The organism is Methylobacterium sp. GXS13 (genome assembly GCF_001455965.1).
Lineage (GTDB): Bacteria > Pseudomonadota > Alphaproteobacteria > Rhizobiales > Beijerinckiaceae > Methylobacterium.
In genome coordinates, this window is sequence record NZ_LKKO01000025.1 from 36,996 (window position 1) to 61,180 (window position 24,185).

General features: G+C 66.8%; 23 protein-coding genes and 1 pseudogene. 16 read left to right on the forward strand and 8 right to left on the reverse strand.

Going from position 1 to position 24,185, the window contains the following annotated elements; all coding sequences use genetic code 11:
• The first annotated feature begins 638 nt into the window (after positions 1 to 638).
• Both AO398_RS29325 and AO398_RS08465 read left to right on the forward strand, forming a co-directional pair.
• Positions 639 to 1,088: a hypothetical protein gene (locus tag AO398_RS29325; protein ID WP_243987280.1), complete on the forward strand. Its 450-nt coding sequence runs from the start codon at positions 639 to 641 to the stop codon at positions 1,086 to 1,088.
• A gap of 523 nt (positions 1,089 to 1,611) precedes the next feature.
• Positions 1,612 to 2,676 (forward strand): hypothetical protein, encoded by a 1,065-nt coding sequence (locus tag AO398_RS08465; RefSeq protein ID WP_152997459.1) that lies wholly within the window; start codon positions 1,612 to 1,614, stop codon positions 2,674 to 2,676.
• Positions 2,677 to 2,712: 36 nt separating this feature from the next.
• On the opposite strand, the gene AO398_RS08470 is transcribed toward AO398_RS08465, so the two are convergent.
• The 3 genes from AO398_RS08470 to AO398_RS08485 form a co-directional block, all read right to left on the reverse strand.
• Entirely contained in the window at positions 2,713 to 3,204 is a 492-nt protein-coding gene (locus AO398_RS08470) for a hypothetical protein (protein ID WP_152997460.1), read from the reverse strand.
• Positions 3,201 to 3,875 (reverse strand): hypothetical protein, encoded by a 675-nt coding sequence (locus AO398_RS28215; RefSeq protein WP_152997461.1) that lies wholly within the window; start codon positions 3,873 to 3,875, stop codon positions 3,201 to 3,203. The genes AO398_RS08470 and AO398_RS28215 overlap by 4 nt, the downstream gene beginning before the upstream one ends.
• Before the next feature lie 82 nt (positions 3,876 to 3,957).
• Positions 3,958 to 4,449, reverse strand: coding sequence for a hypothetical protein (locus tag AO398_RS08485; RefSeq protein WP_152997462.1), 492 nt, complete (start codon positions 4,447 to 4,449; stop codon positions 3,958 to 3,960).
• 356 nt (positions 4,450 to 4,805) lie between these two features.
• On the opposite strand from AO398_RS08485, the gene AO398_RS08490 reads away from it, so the two are divergent.
• On the forward strand, positions 4,806 to 5,360 hold the full coding sequence (locus AO398_RS08490; protein WP_152997463.1) for a hypothetical protein: 555 nt from the start codon (positions 4,806 to 4,808) through the stop codon (positions 5,358 to 5,360).
• A gap of 50 nt (positions 5,361 to 5,410) precedes the next feature.
• Here the strand turns inward: AO398_RS08490 and AO398_RS08495 are convergent, their stop codons facing one another.
• Both AO398_RS08495 and AO398_RS28220 read right to left on the reverse strand, forming a co-directional pair.
• Positions 5,411 to 8,002 (reverse strand): recombinase family protein, encoded by a 2,592-nt coding sequence (locus AO398_RS08495; protein WP_058191630.1) that lies wholly within the window; start codon positions 8,000 to 8,002, stop codon positions 5,411 to 5,413.
• A 938-nt stretch (positions 8,003 to 8,940) separates the two neighbouring features.
• Positions 8,941 to 9,270 (reverse strand): hypothetical protein, encoded by a 330-nt coding sequence (locus AO398_RS28220; protein ID WP_152997464.1) that lies wholly within the window; start codon positions 9,268 to 9,270, stop codon positions 8,941 to 8,943.
• Positions 9,271 to 9,660: 390 nt separating this feature from the next.
• Between AO398_RS28220 and AO398_RS08500 the strand changes: the two genes are divergently transcribed.
• From AO398_RS08500 to AO398_RS28775, 8 genes are all read left to right on the forward strand, one after another.
• On the forward strand, positions 9,661 to 10,320 hold the full coding sequence (locus tag AO398_RS08500; RefSeq protein WP_058191631.1) for a response regulator transcription factor: 660 nt from the start codon (positions 9,661 to 9,663) through the stop codon (positions 10,318 to 10,320).
• Between the two features lie 35 nt (positions 10,321 to 10,355).
• Positions 10,356 to 11,600 (forward strand): ATP-binding protein, encoded by a 1,245-nt coding sequence (locus AO398_RS08505; RefSeq protein ID WP_244498699.1) that lies wholly within the window; start codon positions 10,356 to 10,358, stop codon positions 11,598 to 11,600.
• Between the two features lie 92 nt (positions 11,601 to 11,692).
• A complete protein-coding gene (locus tag AO398_RS08510; protein ID WP_058191633.1) occupies positions 11,693 to 12,466 on the forward strand; it encodes a hypothetical protein in 774 nt (257 codons plus the stop codon).
• A gap of 73 nt (positions 12,467 to 12,539) precedes the next feature.
• Entirely contained in the window at positions 12,540 to 12,941 is a 402-nt protein-coding gene (locus AO398_RS08515) for a hypothetical protein (protein ID WP_058191634.1), read from the forward strand.
• A 57-nt stretch (positions 12,942 to 12,998) separates the two neighbouring features.
• Complete coding sequence (locus AO398_RS08520) at positions 12,999 to 13,754, forward strand: hypothetical protein (RefSeq protein ID WP_152997465.1); 756 nt, start codon at positions 12,999 to 13,001, stop codon at positions 13,752 to 13,754.
• Between the two features lie 30 nt (positions 13,755 to 13,784).
• Positions 13,785 to 14,561, forward strand: coding sequence for a hypothetical protein (locus AO398_RS08525; protein WP_058191636.1), 777 nt, complete (start codon positions 13,785 to 13,787; stop codon positions 14,559 to 14,561).
• A gap of 281 nt (positions 14,562 to 14,842) precedes the next feature.
• On the forward strand, positions 14,843 to 15,583 hold the full coding sequence (locus AO398_RS08530) for a phosphatase PAP2 family protein (RefSeq protein WP_058191637.1): 741 nt from the start codon (positions 14,843 to 14,845) through the stop codon (positions 15,581 to 15,583).
• A 423-nt stretch (positions 15,584 to 16,006) separates the two neighbouring features.
• On the forward strand, positions 16,007 to 16,171 hold the full coding sequence (locus tag AO398_RS28775) for a hypothetical protein (RefSeq protein ID WP_160329317.1): 165 nt from the start codon (positions 16,007 to 16,009) through the stop codon (positions 16,169 to 16,171).
• Between the two features lie 360 nt (positions 16,172 to 16,531).
• On the opposite strand, the gene AO398_RS08540 is transcribed toward AO398_RS28775, so the two are convergent.
• Positions 16,532 to 17,119, reverse strand: a complete 588-nt coding sequence (locus tag AO398_RS08540; RefSeq protein WP_058191639.1) for a hypothetical protein — start codon at positions 17,117 to 17,119, stop codon at positions 16,532 to 16,534.
• Between the two features lie 397 nt (positions 17,120 to 17,516).
• Between AO398_RS08540 and AO398_RS08545 the strand changes: the two genes are divergently transcribed.
• The 4 genes and pseudogenes from AO398_RS08545 to AO398_RS08560 form a co-directional block, all read left to right on the forward strand.
• Positions 17,517 to 18,026 carry a hypothetical protein gene (locus AO398_RS08545; RefSeq protein WP_152997466.1) on the forward strand — a complete coding sequence of 170 codons (510 nt, stop codon included), beginning with the start codon at positions 17,517 to 17,519 and terminating at the stop codon, positions 18,024 to 18,026.
• Between the two features lie 101 nt (positions 18,027 to 18,127).
• Entirely contained in the window at positions 18,128 to 18,940 is an 813-nt protein-coding gene (locus tag AO398_RS08550; protein WP_152997467.1) for a hypothetical protein, read from the forward strand.
• Between the two features lie 183 nt (positions 18,941 to 19,123).
• On the forward strand, positions 19,124 to 20,038 hold the full coding sequence (locus AO398_RS08555) for a site-specific integrase (protein ID WP_058191642.1): 915 nt from the start codon (positions 19,124 to 19,126) through the stop codon (positions 20,036 to 20,038).
• Between the two features lie 18 nt (positions 20,039 to 20,056).
• Positions 20,057 to 21,050 (forward strand): annotated as a pseudogene (locus AO398_RS08560) (IS91 family transposase); the annotation flags it as partial.
• Positions 21,051 to 21,704: 654 nt separating this feature from the next.
• Here AO398_RS08560 and AO398_RS08565 read toward each other — a convergent pair.
• Positions 21,705 to 23,141 carry a YncE family protein gene (locus AO398_RS08565; RefSeq protein WP_058191643.1) on the reverse strand — a complete coding sequence of 479 codons (1,437 nt, stop codon included), beginning with the start codon at positions 23,139 to 23,141 and terminating at the stop codon, positions 21,705 to 21,707.
• Positions 23,138 to 23,593, reverse strand: coding sequence for a DUF305 domain-containing protein (locus AO398_RS08570; protein WP_056250477.1), 456 nt, complete (start codon positions 23,591 to 23,593; stop codon positions 23,138 to 23,140). Before AO398_RS08570 ends, AO398_RS08565 begins: the two co-directional genes overlap by 4 nt.
• Positions 23,594 to 23,774: 181 nt before the next feature.
• Between AO398_RS08570 and AO398_RS08575 the strand changes: the two genes are divergently transcribed.
• On the forward strand, positions 23,775 to 24,158 hold the full coding sequence (locus AO398_RS08575) for a hypothetical protein (protein WP_056250476.1): 384 nt from the start codon (positions 23,775 to 23,777) through the stop codon (positions 24,156 to 24,158).
• Positions 24,159 to 24,185 lie beyond the last annotated feature (27 nt).

The following is a 24,185-nucleotide window of genomic DNA, read 5'->3' on the forward strand; positions in this document are numbered from 1 at the left end:
TGAGATGCTTCGACGACTTACAGCATGCTCTGTCAACATCCTTCTCATCACGCGCGGCTCGGGTCTCGCTCGCAGCATTTTCTTCGGCGAGGTGGGCACTTGACCCTCGGCCAAGCCCGTGGCTTCTGGGCACGCTGGCACCTCAGACTCCGTAGCTCAGCTGGATAGAGCAGCCGCCTTCTAAGTGGCAGGTCTCACCTGGGCCGATCGTTGATTTCCCCTACGTAACAGCGGCGTAGGTCGTTCTGAGAACGGCTCGTCGGACGGCACTCGGACGGCCTTCGCGCCGTCATAGGGCGGAAAGGCTGTTTTGAGTGGCGCTTTCGCGGCGCGAGCCGTTTTCCGAGACGAGGGCGACGATGGCGGCCAGCCTTGGCGACATCGCTCGGTGATGGTCGGATCGATCGTTCCTTGCGGGGCAGCTTCGGGGGGGCGGCGCGCAACATCGCGATGGTGCGGCCCGCGCCTTCCGGAGCTTCGGCGTAAGCGATAGCTTCCTAACCCGGCACAGCGCCGCGCCCCGGAGACCCCAAGGTGGATCGACGGTTCACCCTGCATCCCGCCTCGAACCGATTTGAGCCTGTCCATCTTCGGAAGCGAGGCGGACGCGACGGAGAGTCCGGTCGCATACGTATGCGATGCTTGACGCCGATCGGCGGTCTCCCAAGGGCCGCGGCAAGGCGGCGTTCGTAGACATCAAGGAACTCACCGAGGAACCGCTTCTCCGTATCCTGACGATGAACGGCGTGAAGGCGGTCGTGGACCTGCGTCCGCTCCCGATCTTCGAGCGACCCCGCTTCCGGCACAGGCAGGTGGTCTTCTACCTGCATGATCGTGACATCAGGTACGTCGAGTTCGCCTTGATGGTGCGGCACCCCATGCGGATGGGGACCGCGTTGGCGGCGATGCACGCATCGGATCTTTATGGGAAGATCGAGCCTGCACTCGAAAACGGTCTGTCCCTCTGCCTGTACGACAAGGCTTCCGGGGACCTGAGCTGGTTGGACGAGATGCGACGCCTCGTGCGACTTTCGAAGGCGCGCCTGTCCGAGCTTCACCCCCGTGCGCTGATCGGGATGCCCCTTTGACCCCCTGGGCGTGACCAGCCCCCGCCTCGGCCCGATGCGAAATCGCTCCGAAGCGATTCCCGGCCTCGCGTGTTCGCCCGAGAAGCCGGCAATGCGTCGCGGACGTTTCTCGCCGTGGGGAAGGGCGACCATTCCATTGGGTGCGACACTACCGAAGCACGCCAAGCCGAACGCGTGTTTTCAGGCACCCCGGAGCAAGGGCAGGGACATGTGCCGGCGGGACCGTGCCTTGGACGTTCGCGGTCTTCGCGCGGGACCCGACAGGTTCGTCCCACGACGCCCACGGTTCATCGCATCGGCTCACCGAGCTGGTAACGCCACGATATTGGCGCCTTGTCTGGATCCCGCATCGAAATTGATGACCGAGCATGCGAGTTCCCGGTCGCGGAATACCGCGCGTCGGTAGCGAAGTGTTGTGCTTCGGCTTGCCCTCGTACTCTGTTCTGCCGATGCATGGCCTCGGCCACGACCGAAGGCTCGCTTCACGGGTCCGCGCATGCCGTCCGTACTTCGCCTGACCGCCTTGGCCGCCGGCGCCGTCCTGTCGCTGGTCGTGACGTCCGTCCACGGCCAGCAATCGGTCCTTACCCTTGCCGATTGGACGGCAACCGTTCCGATCGAGGGACCACGCACCTCGCATGCTGCGTTCGTGTCCGGGAATCGCCTCTACGTGCTGGGCGGCTTATTCGTCACGGGGAACGTGCCGACCTTGCTCGACGATGTGCAGGTCGCTGAGTTGGGCAACGACGGTTCGGTGCTCGGATCGGGATGGCGCGACGCCGGTCGCATCCCGGTCGCACGCTCCGGCCACGGCCTGATTGCCTTCGACGGTCGCGTCTACCTCGTGGGCGGATACTCCGCGACCGGGACGCTGGGCGATACGAACGTCGCCGCGCTTCGAGAGGACGGGAAGCTCGGTCCCTGGGTCCCGAGCCCCAATCGTCTCAACATCCCCAGGTCCAATCTCAGCCTGCAGATGTGGAAAGCTCCCTCGGGCCAGGCGCACCTGCTCGCGATAGGAGGGGTCAACCAAGTCGGATCCGACACGGTCCATTTCGACGAGGTGGAGGTCGCGACGGTTTCCGGCGACGGGTCCGTCGGGCCCTGGCGCGTCTGCCCCTTCCATATGAAGGGCGGTCGATCCGCACCCGGCACCGCGGTGCAGGGCGATGTCCTGATCGTGCTCGGCGGCTGGGGCGACCTCCTCGACGACGTCTTCGGGGATATCCAGACGAGCCCTCTCGGCGAGGATGGTTGTCCAGGCCCGTGGGCGACCTCGCCGCGCGCCTTGCCGCTGCCTGTCTATGGCCATTCGGTGGTCGTCATGGGCGCCACGGGTCCGATCACCGCGTTTGTGCTCGGCGGTAACGCGGGCCAAGGCAATTACTTGAAAACGGTGCAGACCGTATCCCTCGGGAAAGACGGCCGACCGGGAGGCGTCGGTCTCGACAGCCATCTTTTCGCGACGGCCCGCTGGGGCCACGCCACGGTTCGCTACAACGATTACGTCTACGTGATCTTAGGTGCTCGACGCGGTGAGGGCGGGTTCCTGTCCGACGTGCAATATACCCGCGTCCCTCACCCCTGAGATGGCGATCCGACCGACCTCCGTCGAATCGGAGAACTAGCCGGTGACCCTGGAGAGACGGTGTCCGGGGGGCAGGTCGCGAGTGGTGTTCGCGATGGTCCACAGGGCCTCGTTGGCCGCCGGTTCACGCGTGATGGTCCCGAATGGATCGAAGGCGCAATACATCAGGCCCTCCTCCTCGTCCTCATGGCAGAAGAGCAGCCCGATTTCCCTGTCCTCGCTTACCAGAACCGAATAGGCGACGGTCAGTGGCCGCGATAGGGCCTCCGCGATCTCCGCGGGCAAGCTATCGGGCATCGCGTAGGAAGCCCGATCCGCGATCTCCCGCAGGTCGCAATAGAAGGACATGTCATCGTCGGCCGTCGGGGAAAAGCTCGGCGGCGAGGTCGATATGCGGATCGGCAGACGCATGGTGAAATCCCGTGGTTGGAGGGTATCGGCGACCTGAAGGTCGGTCGCGAGAACAGGAAAAATTCTGGGTGTGGGAGCCTGGCGTCCGATTTCGACCTGAAGGGTTTGCTTCTTCAACTCGCGCGCTCGCAGAAGGCCCGGAAAACGACCTCGTCCCGCTGATCCGTGGTGGTCCATGCCGAAAGCCGTCCCAGGATGTGCAACGCCGCGTGACAGTCCATCTCGACGACCTTGTGCGGCCAGGCGCGATCGAGCGAGACGGTCAGCGCCAACGTGCCGTCCTCGGTATGGAAGCTCATGAGCGCCACGGGACCGACGATGCAGACGGCGACGACGAAACCACCGAGCGTGCGTAAACGGATCGAGGGATCGGTCGGCATTCCCTCGCCGTGAGCAACGATGGTGGCCGCGAGGCGCAGAGCTGCAAAACGGCGAACCGAGCGTCCCGTTCGGTGGATCGGGACATGTCTGCCGTACACCGGCCGCCCGATGCGTCGGGCGTTCCCCACCCGTTGTCCGGGTGCGGCCAGACCGTGCTTCCAGGACAGTACCAGGCAGGTGACCTGCGTGACCCAGTCTCCCGGCACATAGGTCCGGACTCGGACATGGTCATCTCCAGCATCCCCGTCCAGGACAAGATTACCATTCCACCACAGCCGGTGGCGGTCGATGCCATGCCTGTAACGCCGGCTCTTCAGAACGATCTCTGGACCGATCCGGCGCACTTCCACACCACGGTGTTTCTGGATCACCCCGGTGACGTCCGAAAGTTCTTCGACGAGGGCCAAGATCCTGCGTCCGGCCGGAAGATTATCGACCGATGATCTGACCATGACCAAATCCACTTGAAGATTGTCGGGCGCCGGAAGATCAGTCGATAGCCCGCCGATAAAGCGAACCGTCGAAGCGGACCATCTTGTCTCGCCGTAGCCGTCTGAGTGCTTTCGAGACCGTGTTGTCCCTCTGTCCACCATGAGGGGCGTCCCCGCGGAGCTTCACCAGGATTTCCGCGGCGGCGATTCCGGCGTCACCGGCGCGATCGATGACCGCAAGAGCGTCGTCCGCCGTGCTGGGCCGCTTCGTGCCGGCACGGCGCAGCACCGTCCGGGCCCGCCTAGGCTCGGCGGAGGCGTCCGGGGCGAGTGCGACGGGATCCGTGGTTCGTGGCTGGGCCGCCGCTTCGTGCCGCGCCATATCAGGCTCGGACGGACGTCCGTCCTTTCCTTCAAGCCTGCGAATGATGGCGTTACGTTCCCACTCCGCCCCGGCCAGGAACACCGCCTTCAAAACGTTGTGGAGCTGGTCGCCGAAGGATCGAGCGGCAGCGTCCGCAGCTCGATCGCGAAATTCCTCGTCTGTCATCCGCGGTGTCCTCCACGCCTTGTCGAGATAGGCCGCAGCACAGCCCATGTCCAGGAAATAACACATCAAGGAAGGAAGGGAATGCGCAGGCCGATCCCTTAAGGACATGCTTCGGCTTCAGGCCGTGTTCTCGGGCCCTGCAAAACACCGCTGCGACGGGACTTGACGACCTCCGGCCACGCCCAATTCGACGATACTCCGCAGCGATCGCGCCGCGGACATCGGACGCGTTCAGGCATCGGTCTGGCCGGGGGGACCGAAAGCGCGTCGGCGCCGGTCGACCGAGAGCGCAAAACGCCTTGACAGAAAGCTGTAGGCATGAATCCGTGGTGATTCTGCTTCGAGGAGGCTTGTCCGTGTTCACTCCGCCAGACCACCTTTACGCCGCCAGGAAGGTCGCACTGACCAAGCGGATGTTCGAAGAAGCGGGCCACCCCCTGTCGCAGGACGATTGTCGGCGCATCGTCGCTCTGGCGTGGGGGTACGCCAGTTGGAACCACGTGAAGACGGCGATGGATGAGGGGTATGCCCCAGGCCCCTTCGACGAGGCCCTCGCGGGCGAGGACTTCTTGATGGCGCCTGCGGATGCCCCGGGCGCCATGATCGTGGCCCGACGGCGCGGATCCACCGGCAACGCCGTACGGGCCGTGACCCGACTTCCCTTCAACGTGTGCGATTCCTTCTCCTCTCATGTACGCCTGACGAACGACCCGACCGCTCGGTCGGGAAGGAAGGAAGCGGCCCCGTCGTCGGAGGCATGGCTCACGCCGGTTCAGTTCGCCGAGAAAGTGAAGCGCGGCTCGCAACCGCCTCCGGCGATCCTTGCCGAATTCGCGCGGTCGCTTGCTTCGGCCACCCGCGACATCGCCCCGTTCGTTCCCCTCCTTCCCGGCCAGCGTCCCCACCGGTGAAGGCGGGGGCCGGCCAGGACGGCGTGTGATCGGTTGGCCCGCGGCACCGCCTAGCAGGTCCTCCGGCTGCGTCCGACGGCCCCGCCCTCCTTGCTGGGCGGACGCAACTCGGCGGGCGCTACGCCACCGTGACGTGCGTACCGAGACCTCTTGGGCGTCGAACCCCGCCATTCGGCCGAGCCGCGTTTCCGCTTCGCAAGGCGATCCACGTCGAGCCCATCGACCAGTGCGGGAAAGCTTTCGCGCCACATCGCGACCAGTCTGTCCCAGCTGCCGCTCGACACGAGCCGGCGCATGGCGTTTTCCACCACGCGTCCGTCGCCGAAACGCTGCGGCAGCCGCCGCCACGACATGCCCGTCCGCAAGGCAAGGATAACGGCCTCCAGAAGCAGGCGGGCGGGGAGCCCACGCGTGTTCTTGTAGGACAGCTCGACGCTGGGGTGCAGCAGCGGCGCGGAAGCCGCCCACTGCGCGTCGTCGAGTGCCGTCTGTCCGTCGAGCGCATGAAGGCGCGCTGCGCCACCGCGACGCTCGCGCCAATCCTCGGCTCCCACCTTCCACCGGGAGCGGGCGGATACCACCGGCCGCAGGTCGAGGCTTTCCACGAAACCGGGGTCCGATCCCTGCAGCGCGTCGAGGAGGATCTGGTCGCCCGCTGCGTAGATGAACCTGGTGATGGCACGTTCCATCTCGATGGAGTCCCCGCAAGCGGAGGACAGGACCGGCAGGCCGGTCCTCAGGCGGAGCAGGAGGGCGTCGACTACGTCGCGCGTCGAGAGATGCCGGGAATCCGCGCGGCGGCTCGTCACGTCAGGCAGCCGGTCGGCGACCAGTTCCCACCGCCTGTCGTCGATGCGGTGCTCGCCCGTGCTCTTGAGGGCGGCGGCGGCGTCGCCCAGACGCGCGTGGCGCCCCATCGAATGCTCGATGGCGACCTCGACGACATCGCTTTCGAGGCACGATGGGGCCGCGCGATCGTCGTCATGGAGGAAGGCGAAGAAGTCCAGTTCGATGCGCAGGTTCAGGGTCCCCTTCGGCTGTTGCGCGCGCCGGACGACGACCCGTCTCACGAGCCGTGCCAGGGCTAGCGAGAACTCCGACTCGCCCGCCGTGGTCGCCCTGAAGGGCAGGCGCGTCATGATGTGGTCGAGCGTATCGGACAGGGCGCGAAGCCGCTCGTCGGCGCCGAGCACCTCCGGCAATTCGACCAGCGCATCCAGTTTCCCCTCGGCTTCCTTGAGCTGCGCATTGAGCAAGGCGCGTTTCTCGGAGAGGATTTTCGGGGGGTAACCGCCTCGGATGTCCTCGTCGAGAAGGCGCATGAACTCCGCGTGCACGTTCTCGATCTCCCGCATGGCGTCGGCGCGCGCCGACCTGCGCCGGGCTGCCGTCTCGCGAAGGGAACGATCGACGGCGACGGCGAAGTCCTCCTCGTCGACGAAGGACCGTAGTTTCGCCCCGATCGCGTCCAGGACGGCCCGCTCGACGTGCGACGTGATGATCGAATGGGTGCGCGCCCGACAGCCGTCCCCTTCCTGGTAGCGGTTGCAGGTCATCTGCCGGGGCGACATCACGAACCGCTGGCCGGGCTCCCCGCAATCGCATGAAGCCTTGCCCGCCAGGAAGTGCGGGAAGGTACGGGGAGTGGACCCCCGCGGACGCCGGCGTGAATTGACCGCGTAGAAGAGTTCGTCTGGAACGATGCGAAGGTTCTCGAAGTGTGCCTTCGACATCTCGCTCGGATGTCGAAGGACCTGCTTCTGCGTGTTACTCTTGCGGTCGTAGACGGTCCTCGTGAAAGGGTAGAACCAACGGCCCGTATATGCGATCTGACCGAGCATGTTGGCGACGGTCGTTTTCGTCCATTTACAATCCTCGCTCGGCCCGGGAGCACCGCGGGCCTTCATCGCGATGCCGATCTTCCGGTAGGACACGCCGGTCGCCGCCATTTGGAAGACCAAAAGGATTATCTCCGCCTCCGGTCCATACACGACGAGAAAGCCCCTCTCCTCGCCGTAGCGGTAACCGAAGAACTCCCCCGAATGAGCGCCGCCGGCGGCCGCGTGCTGAAACCTGCCCATGCTCAAGATAAGGTTTCGTCGGTCGCGGTCGGCCTCGGCCTTGAGCGCGGCCTCGATCACCTCCTTCTTGGACAGCACCTTCCTGTCGCCTGCGCTGTGGAACTCGACGCCCAACCTCATCAACTCCTCGCAGAGCTCGACGGCGTCATACGTCTCGCGGGACCAACGGTCGAAGTCCTCGACCATGATGATCACGATCTTCCCGGCACGGCAGTCGGCCAACAGGCGCTGGAGACTTTCACGGTTCTTCGTCGTCCTCGCGCTGCGAGCGGGGTCGGCGTAGAGCACGTAGATGGCGTAACCCAGCGACAGCATGTACGCCGTCACGATGCTGATTTGCCGGTCGATGCTTTGCTGCTTCTGCTTGCCGGAAGAGTACCGGGCGTAGAGGGCGACGACGATCAGCTTGTCGGGCGCCGCGAACTTATCCTGCCGCTCCACGTCCAAGTTGGCGCGCAGCGCCATCTGGTCGAGCGGCGACAGGACGCGCGTCTCGTCCCGGTTCCTCAGGTCGACGGCACCGGGAAGCAGGGGAGCGGGCTTGGGATCGTCTTGAGCCATGGCCTTGCCTCCTTCAGGACTTCACGGGTCGGCCGGAGCGCGTGGCTCCGAGCGGGCGACGCGGTGTCCGGCACAGGGTCGACGCGACAGATTCGGACCCAGGATTTGCGGCCCCGCTTCCACCGACACGTTCGGCGCAGGGGCTGAGTTCGACGCCATCGAGAGGGCTTTGCGTTCTGTCGGGCTCAACGCACGGCGAGGCCGCGATCGCTCCGCAGCGGCCCGATGGACCGACGTGGTGCCGCGCCAGTTGCCGGCTTCGCTGGGCACGATACCGTTCCGCAAGTACGCCCGTGATGCGTTGTCCCTCGTCCTTCATGACCGCGGTCCCTCCTTGCGCGTCGACGATGGGACGTCGGCGTCCCCGCTGTCGCTCCGTGCTCGTCGGGGGGAACTAAGGCCCCGTTCCTGGACTGCAAGGTCGGGGGACAAATCCGTTTCCCCTCGTGTCGGGCTTGGGCTCTCTCCGCCGCCATTGCGACCAATCCTTCGAGCAGCGCATCCATCGCGGTCAGGGACGTGTCCGGCCCGGACGGCCCACGTCGAAAGCGTCTGATCCCCATAGGCAGACCAATCCTTTCTGTTTCGATGTAGCCAGGGCTCGGGCGGCGGGGGCTTGCGCGCAGGCATGACATGCCGCGAAAGCCCGCAGGGGCTCCGGCTCGGTCCACGAACTGATGCTGAGGAACGAATTATATCAGGAAGGATTACGGCCGGCAACGTTTCCTAAGCTGTTCCCTCCGGATCACGTCGCCGACACGATGGCCTAGACGCTTACGATTTATTCGGCGAAATCTCGAAGCCGCACCTCTTATGCTATAACATCAACGTGTTTCGATATTAAATCTGTGACGAGAATTTGTATCGCGATGCAAATCAGCGGTTTTCGTTATGGTTACCGGGTTTCAGATCCACACGCCACACGCGGGGGATCGAGATCATTGCCGGCGATGATGGACTTTCAAATCTGTCGAGCACGATCGACCGGCAACTTGCCTCTCAACTTCGCTTTGAAACCGATCGGTACCGCTTCCTGTAACGCCTGGGCCGAGCGCGAGCCCCTTCTCGTCGTCCGGCAAAAGGATGGCGCGATGCTCGATGTCCTCGCCGGGGCGAAACTGATGGTGAAGGCGTGCCGGTGCCGATTGGGCCAACGTCCGCAAGGCGAAACGAGGCGGCTCGATCCAGAGACGGTACGTGATCGAGATGTGTGCTACGAAGACCATCTCAGAGCTCATCGATGTTGCCTTCTCGGTGTCGCCTTTCATCGGTGCCTTCATTTAGTCTAACGCCGCATCCCACGATGTTCACATCCTCGGCCGCCCGAGCATCACGACGCCGGCACGGCCCTCGTTCATCTACGAAGGGATGCGCCTTCCTATCGGTCGGTCTCCGGCCTCCATGCCGCGATCCCTGGCGATGGTGGAGTCCGATCCCAAGGCTCGGAGCGTCCATGCCGATCCGCCGACACCCCCACGGCGGTCAGGGTGCGGCCATCCTGACATCGGTCGTGCGGAGCTTGTCGTTGAGTGTGGGCGGGTCCCCGGCCGAGCCAGCCCGAGGGATCGCGGGCCGAGGGCTCCCAGCCCGATCCGGGCGGCGACGGCCCTTGCGTGGATCGTTCATTACCGAAGGCTCGAAGGTGGACGGACAGATCTATGCGCGTGCTTTTGATCGAGGATGACCGGATGATCGGCGAAGGGCTTTCGCACGGCCTCTCGGCCGAGGGCTATACCGTCGATTGGGTCCGCGACGGCGCGACGGCCGAAACCGCGATGCGCGACGGCGGCCATGCGCTCGTCCTGCTCGATCTCGGCCTGCCGGGCGGGGACGGCCTCCAGGTCCTCCGATCCGCCCGGGCGGCGGGCATCGATACGTCGGTCCTCATCGTCACGGCCCGGGACGGCCTCGACAGCCGCATCGCCGGCCTCGACCTCGGGGCCGACGACTACCTGGTGAAGCCGTTCGAGTTGCGCGAGTTGCTGGCGCGGATGCGGGCCATCCTCCGGCGACGGGCGGGACGGGCGAGCGCCCGGCTCGTGGCCGCCGACACCGAGCTCGATACCGAGACCCACGCCCTGTCCCACGCCGGCACCGTCGCGTCGCTGTCCGCCCGCGAGTACGCCCTGATGCACGCCCTGATGGAGCGGCCGGGCCGCATCCTGTCGCGGGCCCAGATCGAGGAACGCATCTACGGATGGGGCGAGGAGGTCGAGAGCAACGCCGTCGACGCCATCATCCTCACCATCCGCCGCAAGGTCGGCAAGGGCGCGATCCTCAACGTCCGCGGCGCCGGCTGGATGGTGCCCAAGCCATGAGGCCCGTTTCCCTGCGCCGGACCGCGCTCGGGTGGATGACAGCCCTTCTCGCCGGCATCGGCCTTGCCGCCATGCTCGCGGCCTACGTCCTGGCGCAAAGGGAAGCATCCGATTTCCTCGACGGGCAGTTGCGTCAGGTCGCCCTCAACGCCGGCTCCGGACTCCCGGACGCGGACGCCCCACCGGCCGCCGACCAGGATCCGGAGGACCAGCTCGCCGTCACGATCTGGAAGGACGGGCAGCTCCTACGCAGCGACCGCGGCGTCGACGAACGGCGGCCCGAGCGCACCGGCTACGCGGACATTGTCATGGGCGGGGAAACCTGGCGCACCTATGCGACGGCCAACGGCACCACGATGGTCCGGGTCGCGCAACGCGAGGTGGTCAGGACCGAGTTCGCCCGGCACGCGGCACTTGGAGCCTTGGCCCCCCTGCTCCTCCTGATCCCGCTGTCGTGGATCGTGGTCGGGTGGGCGATGAACCGGGTCCTCGGGCGGCTGGACGATCTGGTGCAGGACCTGGCGGGGCGGGGCGCGACGGCGAACGGCCCGCTAGCCGCGCGTGGCGTGCCGGCGGAGGTCGCGCCGCTGGTCGAGGCCATGAACGGCCTGATCCTCCGTCTGCAGGCCGCGCTCGACGCCCAAAAACGATTCGTCGCCGACGCGGCGCACGAGCTGCGCACGCCGCTCGCCGCGATGCAGATCCAGATCGACGCCCTCGTCGGGGATGATGGCGAGCGCCGCACGGCGCTCGCGGGGGGCATCAATCGCGCGAGCCGCCTGGTGGATCAGCTCCTCCGCCTCGCCCGCCTCGACGACGACATCGCGGAAGGTCGAGGGTCCGTCGACCTTGGACAGCTGCTTCTGGACTGCGTCGCCGACCATGTCGTAATCGCGCAGGGCAAGGACATCGACCTCGGCGTGGAGATCGAGGCGCCTGCGCGGATTCCCGCCGATGGCGACGAGTTGGCGACCCTTTTCGCCAATCTGATCGACAACGCCCTGCGTTACACCCCGGCGGGGGGGCAGGTCGACGTCACGCTCCGGCTCGTCGATGGGGAGGCCGTCGTGTCGGTGTGCGATACCGGCTGCGGCCTGCCGCCGGGCAGCGCATCGCGTCTCTTCGACCGCTTCTTCCGGGCTGCGCCGCCGGGGATCGAGGGAACCGGTCTCGGCTTGGCGATCGCTCGCCGCGGCGCGGAGCGAAACGGCTTGAGACTGACGGTCGAGAACCGCCGCGACGGGCAAGGGGTTATAGCGGTGGTCTGTTCGCAGGCCTGAGAACTTCCCTGCGCTCCCCGGGGCCTGCGCTCATTCTGTCCTCATTCTGGCCGGCTATCACTCGCCACCACGACGACGGACGGGAGTCGGCAATGGGCGGGATACAGGGCCGGATCCTGAACAAGGTCCCGGAGGTCACCGCGGCCTTCTGGGTCATCAAGATCCTCTCGACGACGGTCGGCGAGACCGGTGCCGACTACCTCGCCGTCAACGTGGGCCTCGGCGCTGCGACCACGACCGCGATCACGGCCACCCTCCTCGCCGGGGCCCTCGCCCTGCAGGTCCGTGAGCGGCGCTACGTGCCCTGGATCTATTGGGTGACCGTGGTTCTCGTCAGCGTGGTCGGCACGCAGGTCACCGACATCCTCACCGACAAGCTCGGCGTCAGCCTCTTCGTGAGCACGGGCGTGTTCGCGTGTGCCCTCGCGGCGGTGTTCGCCGTCTGGTTCGCGACCGAGAAGACCCTTTCGATCCATGCCATCGTGACCCGCCGGCGCGAGGCGTTCTATTGGCTCGCCATCCTCCTGACCTTCGCGCTCGGGACGGCGGCGGGCGACCTCGCCACGGAGGCGCTCGGTCTCGGCTTCAATCTCGGCGTCGTCATCTTCGGCACGGTCCTGGCCGCCCTCGCGCTCGCCCGTAGCCTCGGCGCGAACCCGATGGCGACCTTCTGGCTCGCCTACATCGTCACGCGGCCGCTCGGCGCGTCTTTGGGCGATCTCCTCTCGCAGGCCCGTGAGTACGGGGGGCTTGGGTTCGGCACGGCCCATACCAGCCTCGTTTTCCTCGCGGTCATCGTCGCCTTGGTGGGGGCCCTGAGCCTGGTCCCGCGATCGCGCGAGCCCGAGGGACTGCGCGGGGGCTGAACTTTCCCCGCGAGCGGTCCGAACGCCCTCCCTTTTCCCTCCACCTGACGCCACACGAGCCGGAGCGAAGTCCATGCGAACGATAATCCTTGCCACGGTGGCCGCCGCGATCGTCGGCGGCAACGCCGCCGCCCTGGTCCTGCTGGCGGTGCAGGATGCCGGCGCGACACCGGCTACGCCTGCCGCGTCGAAGCTCGGCGACCTCTCGAAGTTCCGGGCCATCGTCGTCGAGGTGAAGGCCCTCGCCGACCGGGACGACCTTCCGGCCGCGAAGGCGCGGATTAAGGACCTCGAACTGTCCTGGGACGGGGCCGAGGCGGGTCTGAGACCGCGCGCGGCCGTCGATTGGCACGTCGTGGACAAGGCCATCGACGGCGCCCTCGACGCGCTGCGGGCGTCGCCTCCCGACCCCGTCACCTGCCGCCGCGCGGTCGACGAGCTGCTCGCGGTCATCGACCGGATGCAGGTCGCCTGAACCAACGCCGGCCACTCACAAGGCATCCCCATGCGACGAACCGAGCGACCCGCCCCCATGGAACCCGGCAAGGTGCCGGAAGCCACCGTCGGGTTCTGGGCGATCAAGATCGTGGCCACCACGCTTGGCGAGGTCGGCGGCAACGCCGTCGCCCTGACGCTCGGCCTGGGCTATCTCACGGGCACGGCGATCTTCGGGACCTTATTGGCCGTGCTGCTCGCGGCGCAGATCCGGGCATCCCGCTTCCATCCCACCCTGTACTGGGCCGTGATCACCGCGACGACGCTCGCCGGCACGACGCTGGCGGACTTCTGCGACCGATCCCTCGGCATCGGCTACCTCGGCGGATCGCTGGTCCTCCTCGCCTCGGTCGTCGCGACCCTCCTGTTCTGGAAGCGCACCCTGGGCACCGTCGCCGTGGAATCGGTGCGGACCCCGCAGGCGGAAGGGTTCTACTGGGCCACGATCATGTTCTCGCAGACGCTCGGCACCGCGCTGGGCGACTGGATGGCTGACAGCACCGGCCTCGGGTACAATGGTAGCGCGTTCCTGATCGTCCTCGCGCTCGCCGTCGTTACGGCGCTGTATCTGCGGACGCGCGTATCACGGCCGCTGCTGTTCTGGATCGCCTTCGTCCTGACGCGGCCGCTCGGCGCCACCCTCGCCAACTCGTTCGACAAGCCAGCCGCTTCGGGTGGCCTGGGCATCGACGACATCACGATCTCCGGGGTGCTGGCGCTCGTCATGGTGGTGCTCGTGCTCCTCATCCCACAGCGTGCCGGTCGCCATGCGGTCGGCGTCGACGCCGCCTGATGGCCTCCTCCAGCCGAAGGATCCTACCCGATGAACGGCACCCTTGAGCGCACCTTGAGCAAGGTCCCGGAGGTCACGCTCGGCTTCTGGGTCATCAAGATCCTGGCCACCACCCTTGGCGAGACCGGCGGCGATACCGTCACCATGACGCTCAACTGGGGCTACCTCGCCGGCACCCTACTGTTTGCCGTGGTGCTGCTCGGCCTCGTGGTCGCGCAAATCATGGCGAGACGGTTCAACCCCGTCCTCTACTGGTCCACCATCGTCGCCTCGACCACCTTCGGCACCACCATGGCGGACTTCGCCGACCGTTCGCTCGGCATCGGATACACCGGCGGGTCGACCCTGCTCCTCGCCTGCCTCGCGGCCGTGCTCTGGCTCTGGTACGCATCCGAGGGCACCGTATCGGTGGATACGGTCTCGACCCCTAGGGTCGAGGCGTTCTACTGGGGGGCCATCACCTTCTCCCAGACGCTGGGGACGGCGCTCGGCGATTGGCTCGCGGACACGGGCGGGCTCGGCTACCAGGGCGGGGCCCTCGTGTTCGCGGGCGGCGTCGCGGTGGTCATCGTACTCTACTACCGGATCTCGGTGTCGCGTGTCGCGCTGTTCTGGGCGGCCTTCATCCTGACGCGGCCGCTCGGTGCCATGGTGGGCGACTTCCTCGACAAGCCGGCCGCCGACGGGGGGCTGGACCTCAGCCGGCCTCTCGCCTCCGCTGTCATCGCGGCCTTCATCGTCGCCCTTATCGTCCTGCTGCCCCAAAGGGCTGGGCGGCATCCGGGCGCGGACGCGACGATGTCCTGATGCCCGGCGCCGCGGCCCTGCAACGCGAGGCATCGCCGGGACGCGAACGATAAGGCCCATCGTGGGCGTTGCGGTGGACGCGACCACGAAAGGGCGGTCCGGCCCCGATGGGCACGGCATCCGGTATCGCCTTCATCGCGATCGTCCGGTGCCGCGCGTCCGGCTTGCCTTCGCTATCGGAGGGTTCGTCGCGCCCGGTGACGGGACGGGTTCGTCGCCCCGGGGTTAGCCATCGTACCCCATCGAATTTGCGACCCCTCACCGGCCAGGAACCAGGATCGATGAACCGAGCCACTTCGCCCAACCCTGCGGGCATCGTCGCGCGTCTCGGCAAGAGGGAGATCGGCCTCATCGCGGCGCTGTTCTGCGTCGCAGCCCTCATCCTCGGCTTCGGCCTCCTTGCCGAGGAAGTCATGGAGGGCGACACGACGGCCTTCGACACCCGCATCGCCCACGTCTTCCGCCCCGTCGGCGCAACGGACGCGATAGGCCCGGCCTGGCTCCACGAGATGGCCCGTGACGTGACCGCGTTGGGCAGCATGGTCGTGCTCTGCTTCCTCCTGGCGAGCGTCGTCGGCTACCTGCTCCTGATCCGCAAGCGAGGGGCCGCCCTACTGCTGGTGGGCTCGATCCTCGGGGGAACGGTCGTCAGCTTCGGGCTGAAGCTGTTCTTCAGCCGGCCCCGTCCGGACATGCCCGACGGCATCCAGGTCTTCACGTCCAGCTTTCCCAGCAGCCATGCCATGCTCTCCGCGGTGACCTTCCTGACGCTCGGCGCGCTCATGACGCGCGTCGCCGCGGATGCTCGCCTGAAGGCGTACTTCACGGGATGCGCGGTCTTCCTGTCGATCGTGGTCGGGCTGAGCCGGGTCTACCTCGGAGTGCATTACGCCACGGACGTGCTCGCGGGTTGGTGCGTGGGTTCGGCTTGGGCGGCCCTGTGTTGGATCGTGGCCCTTCAGCTCCAGCGCCGTGGCCAAGTCGAGGTGCAGGGCGTCATGGTTGACGATGCTGGGAGTTGAATGACCGCTTCAGAGCGTCGTGCTGGGTGGCAGGTCCGCCACGATGGCGATGTCGAACAGCCCGCGCCGGTAGCTGCGCAGCAATCGATTGATAATGGTCGAGGAATGATGCGAGACCGTCGACACGATCGTGTCGGCAGGGCAACTCAGCCGGTAGACAGTAGAAGTGTGGTAAGACCTTTGGATGCTGATCCCAAGCGGCATCAGCTGGGGCGCGGACTACCGAATGCAAAGATGTAGCAACGCACCACGACAGACCAGAACGTGACCGTGCCTGCAAGCGCAAGGGCGATCAAGTTGTTGAGCCGTTCTAACGGGCCCGCGCCCTGAGCTTCTGGCCCTTTTTGAGCGCGCCTATTCCGGGCTTTCGGCAGCTACCTTTACGCACTCCTTCAAGCGTATGCCCGCCGCATGGAGCGACCTGTGAAGATCGCCGGTATTGACGTGCAGAAAGCGCGTGCACGAGAAAAGCTGGAGCTGCGCCCTGAATCGCAAGCGCCCCAAGTGGGGGGCTCGAATTTCATGGCGGTTGAAAAAGATCAACCCAATCAGATGGATATCATAGAGGGAAAACATTTGGGAGGTTAATCTGAGATGGCCCCCAAGCCTCTGCTTATGAGCCATCTGCGATAATCCGCCCAAAAATTTTCTCTTTCATCTCGGTCGAAGAAACATGGAGCTGTCACTGCATACGCTTGAGCGCGGCCATGTGATAGCCGGCCGCATCGATCCTTTCGCTGCGCACACCGCTCAGGCGGGGCCATCACGTGATAACCGACCGCGGAGCAATACTGTTGCAGATGCGCTGGAAGGGTTATCAATAATGATTCGAAAGAAAATTGACCAACAATCGCCGATCCCCATAGGGTCTTGATCAAATTCTCGGCGTTATCCGGGATTGAGCAACATGGCGCTTCATGGCGGCCAAATCTCAGGCCTGCGAACGCGTCACCGCGGTCGATGCGGGGGCAGTGTCGGACGCTTGTCCCGATGGGCGACGATATCGTTCAGGAAGCCCTGCCACTCCGGCGACGGCGGCTGGCAACCGAGCCGATAATCCTCGCGGAATTGCTCGGGCGTACGCCAAACCTCCAAATAGGACGACCCGTCTGCCTTCGCGGGAAGGTTCCGCTTCCGGCAGACGGAAAGCGCCCTTTCCTGCGCCTCGGGATCGGGCTCGTGCCGCCCCGTGAATCGCACGATGGCGCAGAGCGACAGGGCCATCTCGGACGGCAGACCAAGCTCGCGACGCACAGCAAGGGCGGCAGTCGAGCATCGTCTCCCGTACACGCGCAGGTTATGCCTGTTCATCACTCCCCGACGGGCTACGGGCCCGATCAGGTCCTCGTCGAATTTTGAAGGCTCGCCCGGGGTCTCCAGTGCGGCTGTCAGTTCCGCCCACGACATCCATCCCCACGCTTGCGCCATGACCGACCGCGCGGCCTCCATCGAGATGGGATGGCCGGCGGTTTCGAGGTGACGCCGAAGTTCGGACAACTTGCGTCCAGCGTGGAAGATCGAGGGCGGCCGAAACATTCGTACTCTCCGTTTCCATGGGTCGCGCCATGGATTCAGGCAGGGGGGCGCCGGTCAAGACGGCGCTTCCGGCAGCTCAAAGCAGGACGGCGGCTGAGATGCGGGGAAGGCCAGGTCGTTGGGCATACCTGGCAAGCGACCCTGGAACGACCGGCCCGCCCCCAACGACCTGGGCTTCGTGCCAGTCGCAGAGCGGGGGCCGTTCCGAAACAGCGAAGCGGTGGCCGAAGATCGCGACCCGCGCTATCATCCCAGCTAACGTCCGCCGCCGGCATGACGTTTGCTGGACGTCCTGAAGATAGCTGTTGACAACTTTATCGTACGATAAGGCCTTGCGCCTGGCCGCTAGACTAACGTTGCCGCCAGTGTCACGCATGACGGGATGGAGGAGAAGGCGATGAATGATACGGAAAACGATAGGGAGCACGCAGAGGCTTTCTGGAGGGACGTGGCTCAACGACCGCTCCATGATCTTATCGTCGTGGCGCACATGGACGGGGCGAAATGGGGTCGCAAGCCCTTCGCGGATTGGCTGCAGACCGTGCCGGGCATCCGGATGCAGACGGTCAAGTCGCCCGTGAAGAAAGCTGCCGCGGCGAAGAAGAGGGTCGCTAAGAACTCCACTCGCTCCGTCGCACCAACGCAGACCCGGGCCCTTCGCGGTGCCGGCCTTGCGGCTTTCGATGCCGTCAGGAAGGCGGGTCCGCTGACCTCGCTGCAGCTTCTGGAAGAGCTGCGGAAACCGGACGGCGGTCGCGTGAGCGAACAGCGTGACAACACTTTGCTGGCGGCGATGCGGCGACTGCGTAACACAGGCCGACTTGCCTACGACGGCACCCACTACACGGTGCCGGAACAGATCAAGCCCGACGCATTCCCCCCCGAGAAACCGGATTCGACGGGGTAATCCGGCCTCCCGGGCCACCCTGCGTGGGACGAAGCCCCCACTAGGCCGGCCCTGGCACCGTGACGGCGTCGATGAAGGCGTTCCGCGGGCGAAAAAGGTCGATGGACGAGGGTCAACCATCCTGCGGCGGTGACGCCGAAAACCAGACCAAGACACTCTCACCCGTTCCAGGAGCGACCATGCCCAGTACCGCCCGTACCATGCGACGCAACCGACTCTTCGACGACATCACCCTCTTGGCGATCGTCATCCCGGCCGCCAAGAGGGCCCCGGACAGGCGGTACAGCGAACACCGCCTCGGCGACGGCATGCTCATCACGCGCCGTGTCGATGGGGAGGGGCGGCGCGTGGTCAGATTATTGGTCCAGGGCACGCCCGTCCTCATGCTTTTCGAGGGCGAATGCGGCAATGCGATCGGCTTCGCCCGCGACGGCCACTGGAACCTGATCGTCAAGGAGCTTGTCCGCCCCTGGGGCGACTTCCTCTGTGAGATCGAGACTCCGGGGCTCTCACCCGCCCGCCGCGTCCATTCGACGAGGTCGCCTTATGCCGCGCGTGGCCGGTCGCACACCAGGACGATGTCCGGGCCGGAAATCGTCCTTTTCGTCGCCCGATATGTCGCATCGCTCGGGGATGAGGATCCGGTCGACGGGAACGTCATGGACTTCGTGAACGAATCCGAGGGGTTCCACCTGAAGATCGTCCGTACGGCGCAGGATATCATCCTCCTGGCCGACGGAACCGGCCGCACACAGCTCGTGGGCGTGCTGCGGCGGCACGATCTCGACCGCCCGGCCGAGATCCGTCACCGCCTCGCCTCCCCCTGGTTGACCGAGACGATGATCTTTCTCCGGGCCGATGCGGAGAGCATCGATCCCGCGGATCTCGTCGCCTTCGCCAGGGCCGGCACCTAGTGGTCGAAATCTGACGGTTGGTACCCACCGCGCGGGGCTGCTTTCGACCCATGCACGAACCCGCTTCGCGGGATGGGCCCTTCGGGGAGGTTGAGTGCGGGCGCCGAGCGTCGATGAACAGTTGAGCGGGTCCGGGCCGGGCTCCCAGCATGATGGATCACCGTCATCTTGGAGCAGGCCCCGATGTCCCAGCCGACCCTCACGTCCCCCTGTTCATCCGTTAGCCCGCTGCGCCAGCGCATGCTCGACGACATGCGCCTGCGCGGCCTGCGGCAGGAGACCCAGCGCGACTACATCCGCTGCGTCCGAAGCTTCGCCGCCTTCCTCGAACGCTCGCCCGACAGCGCGACGCCCGAGGACATCCGCCGCTTCCAGGTCCATCAGGCCGAGACTGGCGTCCAGCCGCCCACCGTCAACGGATCCGTGTCGGCGCTGCGCTTCCTCTTCACCGTCACCCTCGACCGGCCGGACCTGTCGCGTCGCTTCGTCCTGGTGCGCCAGCCCCGCAAGCTCCCGGACGTGCTCAGCGTCGCGGAGGTCGGCCGGCTGCTCGAAGCGACGCCGGGGCTGAAGTACAAGGCGGCGCTCGGCACCGCCTACGGCGCGGGCCTGCGCGTCTCGGAGGTGGCCGCCCTCAAGGTCGACGACATCGACAGCACCCGCATGCTGATCCGGGTCGAGCAGGGCAAGGGCCGCAAGGACCGCAACGCCATGCTGTCTCCGCAGTTGCTGGGGCTGCTCCGGCTGGGGTGGCGCGATGGCCGGCGCCGCGGCGTGATGCTGCCGCACGGGTGGCTGTTCCCGGGCCGGAGCCCCGTCGAGCCGATCTCGACCCGCCAGATCAACAGCGCCGTGCACGAGGCCGCCGACGCCGCCGGCCTGCGCAAGCTGGTGACGCCCCATACCCTGCGCCACAGCTTCGCCACCCACCTGCTCGAACAGGACGTCGACATCCGCGTCATCCAGGTGCTGCTCGGACACGCCAAGCTCGACGCCACCGCGCTCTACGCCCGGGTCGCGACCAAGACGATCCGCGCCGTCACCGGGCCGCCGGAGCGCCTCGCGCTGCTGATGGAAGGACAGAGCACAACCGGCTGACTCGGCGTTCGACCCGCGCTGGAGGTCGCCGACGTCTTCCGCGCTGCCGGGCCGGCCTACCGGGCGACCCAGGCCGGGCACCTGAGCCTGCCCCAGCTCAAGGTGATGGCGGCCATCGAGCGGTGCCGCACCGCCTCCCTCGGTGGTCATGTCGAGGGCTGCGGCGACTGCGGCCACACGCGCATCGCCTACAACTCCTGCCGCAACCGGCACTGCCCCAAATGCCAAAGGGCGGCCGCTCGCGCGTGGCTGGCCGCGCGTGAGGCCGACCTGCTGCCGGTGGGCTACTTCCACGTCGTCTTCACGCTCCCGGCCCAGGTCGCCGACATCGCCCTGCAGAACAAGGTCGCCGTCTACGACCTGCTGTTCCGGGCCGCCTCCGAGACGATGCTGACCATCGCCGCCGACCCGAAGCACCTCGGCGCGAAGATCGGGCTGACCGCGGTGCTCCACACCTGGGGCTCGGCGCTGACGCATCATCCCCACCTGCACACGATCGTGCCGGGCGGCGGCCTCTCGCGCGACCGCGCGGTGGGTGTCATCGCGCCCCGCCTTCCTCCTGCCGGTGCGGGTGCTGGCCAAGCTGTTCCGCCGCCTCTTCCTGGCGGGGCTGATCGCCCTGCACGACGCTGGACGGCTCGACTTCTTCGGCAGTCTGGCGCCGTTGACCGACCGCCGCGCCTTCCGGCGCTACCTCGCACCGATCCAGACGACGCGCTGGGTCGTCTACGCCAAACCGCCCTTCGCTGGTCCCGCGGCGGTGCTGGCCTACCTGTCGCGCTACACCCACCGCGTGGCGATCTCGAATGGCCGGCTGGTGGCGTTCGACGGGACCGGCGTCACCTTCCGCATCAAAGACTACCGTCGCGACGGGCCTGAGCGCTACGGGACCCTGACGCTGAGCACGCACGAGTTCATCCGGCGCGTCCTGCTCCACGTCCTGCCCAAGGGCTTCCACCGCATCCGGCACTATGGCCTGCTCGCCAGCGCTGGCCGCAAGGCCAACCTCGCCCGCGCCAGGGACCTGCTCGCCGTCCCGCCACCGACCGAGACTGAGGCGGCGGAGCGATCGTCGGCGTGGCGCCCGGCGTGCCCGTGCTGCGGCGGGCGCATGATCATCATCGCGGCCATCCCGAGCCCGGCTCAGCCGCGCGCCCCCCCCACCGCGCCGCGCTCCTCCGCGATGAGGGCGTCGTGACCCGGCCTGATCCAGTCCAGCCCCGCGTCGAAGCTGCGTCGCTTCGGCCAGCGAGCCGCCGCGTGCCGACCCCGGCCGTGGCCATCGCCATCGTGCCGATCGTCGCTCCTCCGGCCCGCCGCCGCTGCGCCACGCCCCCGCAGGCGCGTCGAAACCCGTGTGTTGGCCGCCCCACCCCGCCCGCCAGGGGCAGCTCCACCCCCCCGCCTGACCCCGCGCTCAGTCCGCAGATCTTCGAATCCCCATAGGCGGTGCGCTCACACCATCGCGGGTTCGTGCTTGGGCGGTTTGCGGACGCCGGCCCTCAGCCCAGCCGCATGACCTGCGCCGGCCAGCATCCGAAAACCTTCACCTACTCGGTCATAGAAGCGAGCCAATGGCGGCCTTGAAAGCAGACGTTGCAGCCGGACGCGCGCTGCGAACGCATGCTCTCGGATTCCCGCTTCCCGCGCTCGTGAGGCCGCCCGTTCAATCCACAGTCTGCATCTGGACGACGCCGCCGAGTTCACCGGGCTTTCCCGAGACCACCACGAGGTAGCGCCGGCTCGCGCCGGCATCCGTGCGGGTGATCTGGCGGATCGGGCCGATCGCGTTGACGATGGCCGCGCCGGCCGGGTTGGTCATGAAGGCGGCGAGCGGCTCCAGGCCGGTCGCGCCCTTCGAGTCGGCGGCCAGCGCCAGCACGAACGGCATCTTCGAGGGCAGTCCCGTTACCGCGGCCTGCAGCGTCTGCAACACGCCCTGGTCGAACAGGGTTACCTGCGTCGCCGGCTTGCCATCGGTACCCGCGAGCGTCAGCGCGCTGGTCTTGTCGGCTGCGCCCAGCGCTTGGAGGTTCTGCTTTCCGTCCCCCTCCGGCACGGCGTTCGGGACGTAGGCGACGCCCTGCGGACCCTGGCCGATCGGCACCTCGGCGATCACCGTGTTCGACGCGGTGTCGATCACCGCGGCCTTGTCGGCGTTCTCCAGGCCGACATAGACCCGGCTGCCGTCGCCCGAGGGCCAGAGCCCGTGCGGCAGGGCGCCGGTCGGGATCGTTGCGAGCTGGGAGAAATCGTCGGTGCGGAACACCTTGACCTGGTTCAGGCCGCCAATCGTCACATAGGCGAACTGGCCGGCCTTGGTCGAGACGATGTTGACGTGGTTGGTAATCGGCCCGGTCTCGATCGTCTTCAGCGGCGCGAATGGCGGACGCGCCGAAAACACCTGGGTCCGGCCGACATCCTTGAGGGTGAACCACACCTGCTTGCCGTCCGGCGTGGCGGCGATGTCGGGGCAGAACGGGCTCTCCTGCTTCACGCGGCCGACGATGGCGTGGGTCTTGATGTCGATGACGACGGTCTCGGGGCTGAAGCTGGAGCAGACGTAACCGTAGGTGCCGTCCGGCGAGAAGATCGTCATGCCCGGCCCGTTCGGTACGGTGATCCGGCGGGTCTCCATGGCGGTCGCGGCATCGAGCACGGCGATATAGTCCTCGCCGCGCACGCTCACCCAGACCTCTCGGCCGTCCGGCGTGAAGAAGGCTTCGTGCGGCGAGCGGCCGACATAGGCGGTGTGGCGGACCGCGTTGGTCGCCGTGTCGATGAAGCTCACGGAGTTCGAACCGATCGAGACCGCGAGCAGGGTCCTGTGGTCCGGCGAGAAGCCCATGCCGTGAACCAGAAGCTGCCCGCGATAGAGCGGGCTCAGGTTTATCGGCGTCGGGTCGCCGAGCCGGATCACCCCGAGCAGGGTGTTGGCGGCGGGATCGACCACAGAGACCGTATTGGAGAACTGATCGGAGGTGTAGAACCGGTCTTTGCTGCTGATGGGCACGTCGGGCGCCGAGGCGGGGCCCGGAGCCTGCCCGGCGAAGGCCGAGCCGGAGAGCAGCACAAGGGCGAGAACGGTCAGGGCGGTCTTCATCGGCGGTGCTCCGAAGGCATCTCGGCGGCAGGTGCCGCGCCATGGTGGTGAACGGGAGGGGCGCCGGCGGACCGACCCGGCATCGCGGGGCGATCGGCGAGCGCGCGGCGCATCACATCGATCTCCTGGCCCTGCTCGACGACGATCCCCTGCGCGAGGCGGCGCAGGACCGGATCCTTGCCGTGGAGCAGCTCTGCCTTCGCCATCGCGATCGCGCCTTCGTGGTGCGGGATCATCATCGCGGCGAAGTCGCGGTCGGGGTCGCCCGAGGGCGGGACCATCATGTCGGCATGCATCTGCGCCATCGACTGCGCCATCATCGCGTCGAAGGACGCGGACGGAGCTGCCGCTGGCTCGGTGGCGGCCAAGGTCGGGCGCATCATCATCCGGCCGCCGACGAGGCCGCTCGCCATCAGCGCCGCCGTCACGGCAAATCCCAGTGCTCCGCGCATGCGGCTTCCTTTTGATCCGGTGTCGATGGGAAGGATGCCTGGGGCGCGGCTTTATTCCGCGGATGTGGCTGAGAGCCCGTTCACGCCTTCGTGATCTGTCGTCGAGAAGACGCGTGGAATAGAGGCGCCTCTTCGGCATCCCTCCCGATGCGGTCATGCTCGACCGCGGGAGACCTCACCCATGCGCACTCTGCTGATCCGCGCCGCCTTCGCGGCTGTCGCCTTCTCCGCCTTAGCCGCCCAGGCCGCCGCGCCTGCCATGACGGCCGAGACCGCCAAGGGGCCGGCGCTCGTCGATGCCAAGAGCATGACCCTCTACACCTTCGACAAGGACATGGGCGGCAAGTCGATGTGCAACGGCCCCTGCGCCACCAACTGGCCGGCCCTGATGGCCGCCTCCGGCTCGGCCGCCAGCGGCGACTGGACGATGGTGACGCGGGACGACGGCACGATGCAGTGGGCCTACAAGGGCAAGCCGCTCTACACCTTTGCCAAGGACACCAAGCCCGGCGACATCACCGGCGACGGCTTCCTCAACGGCGCGTGGCACATCGCCAAGCCTTGATCGGTGAATGCCTTGATCGGCCCCCTC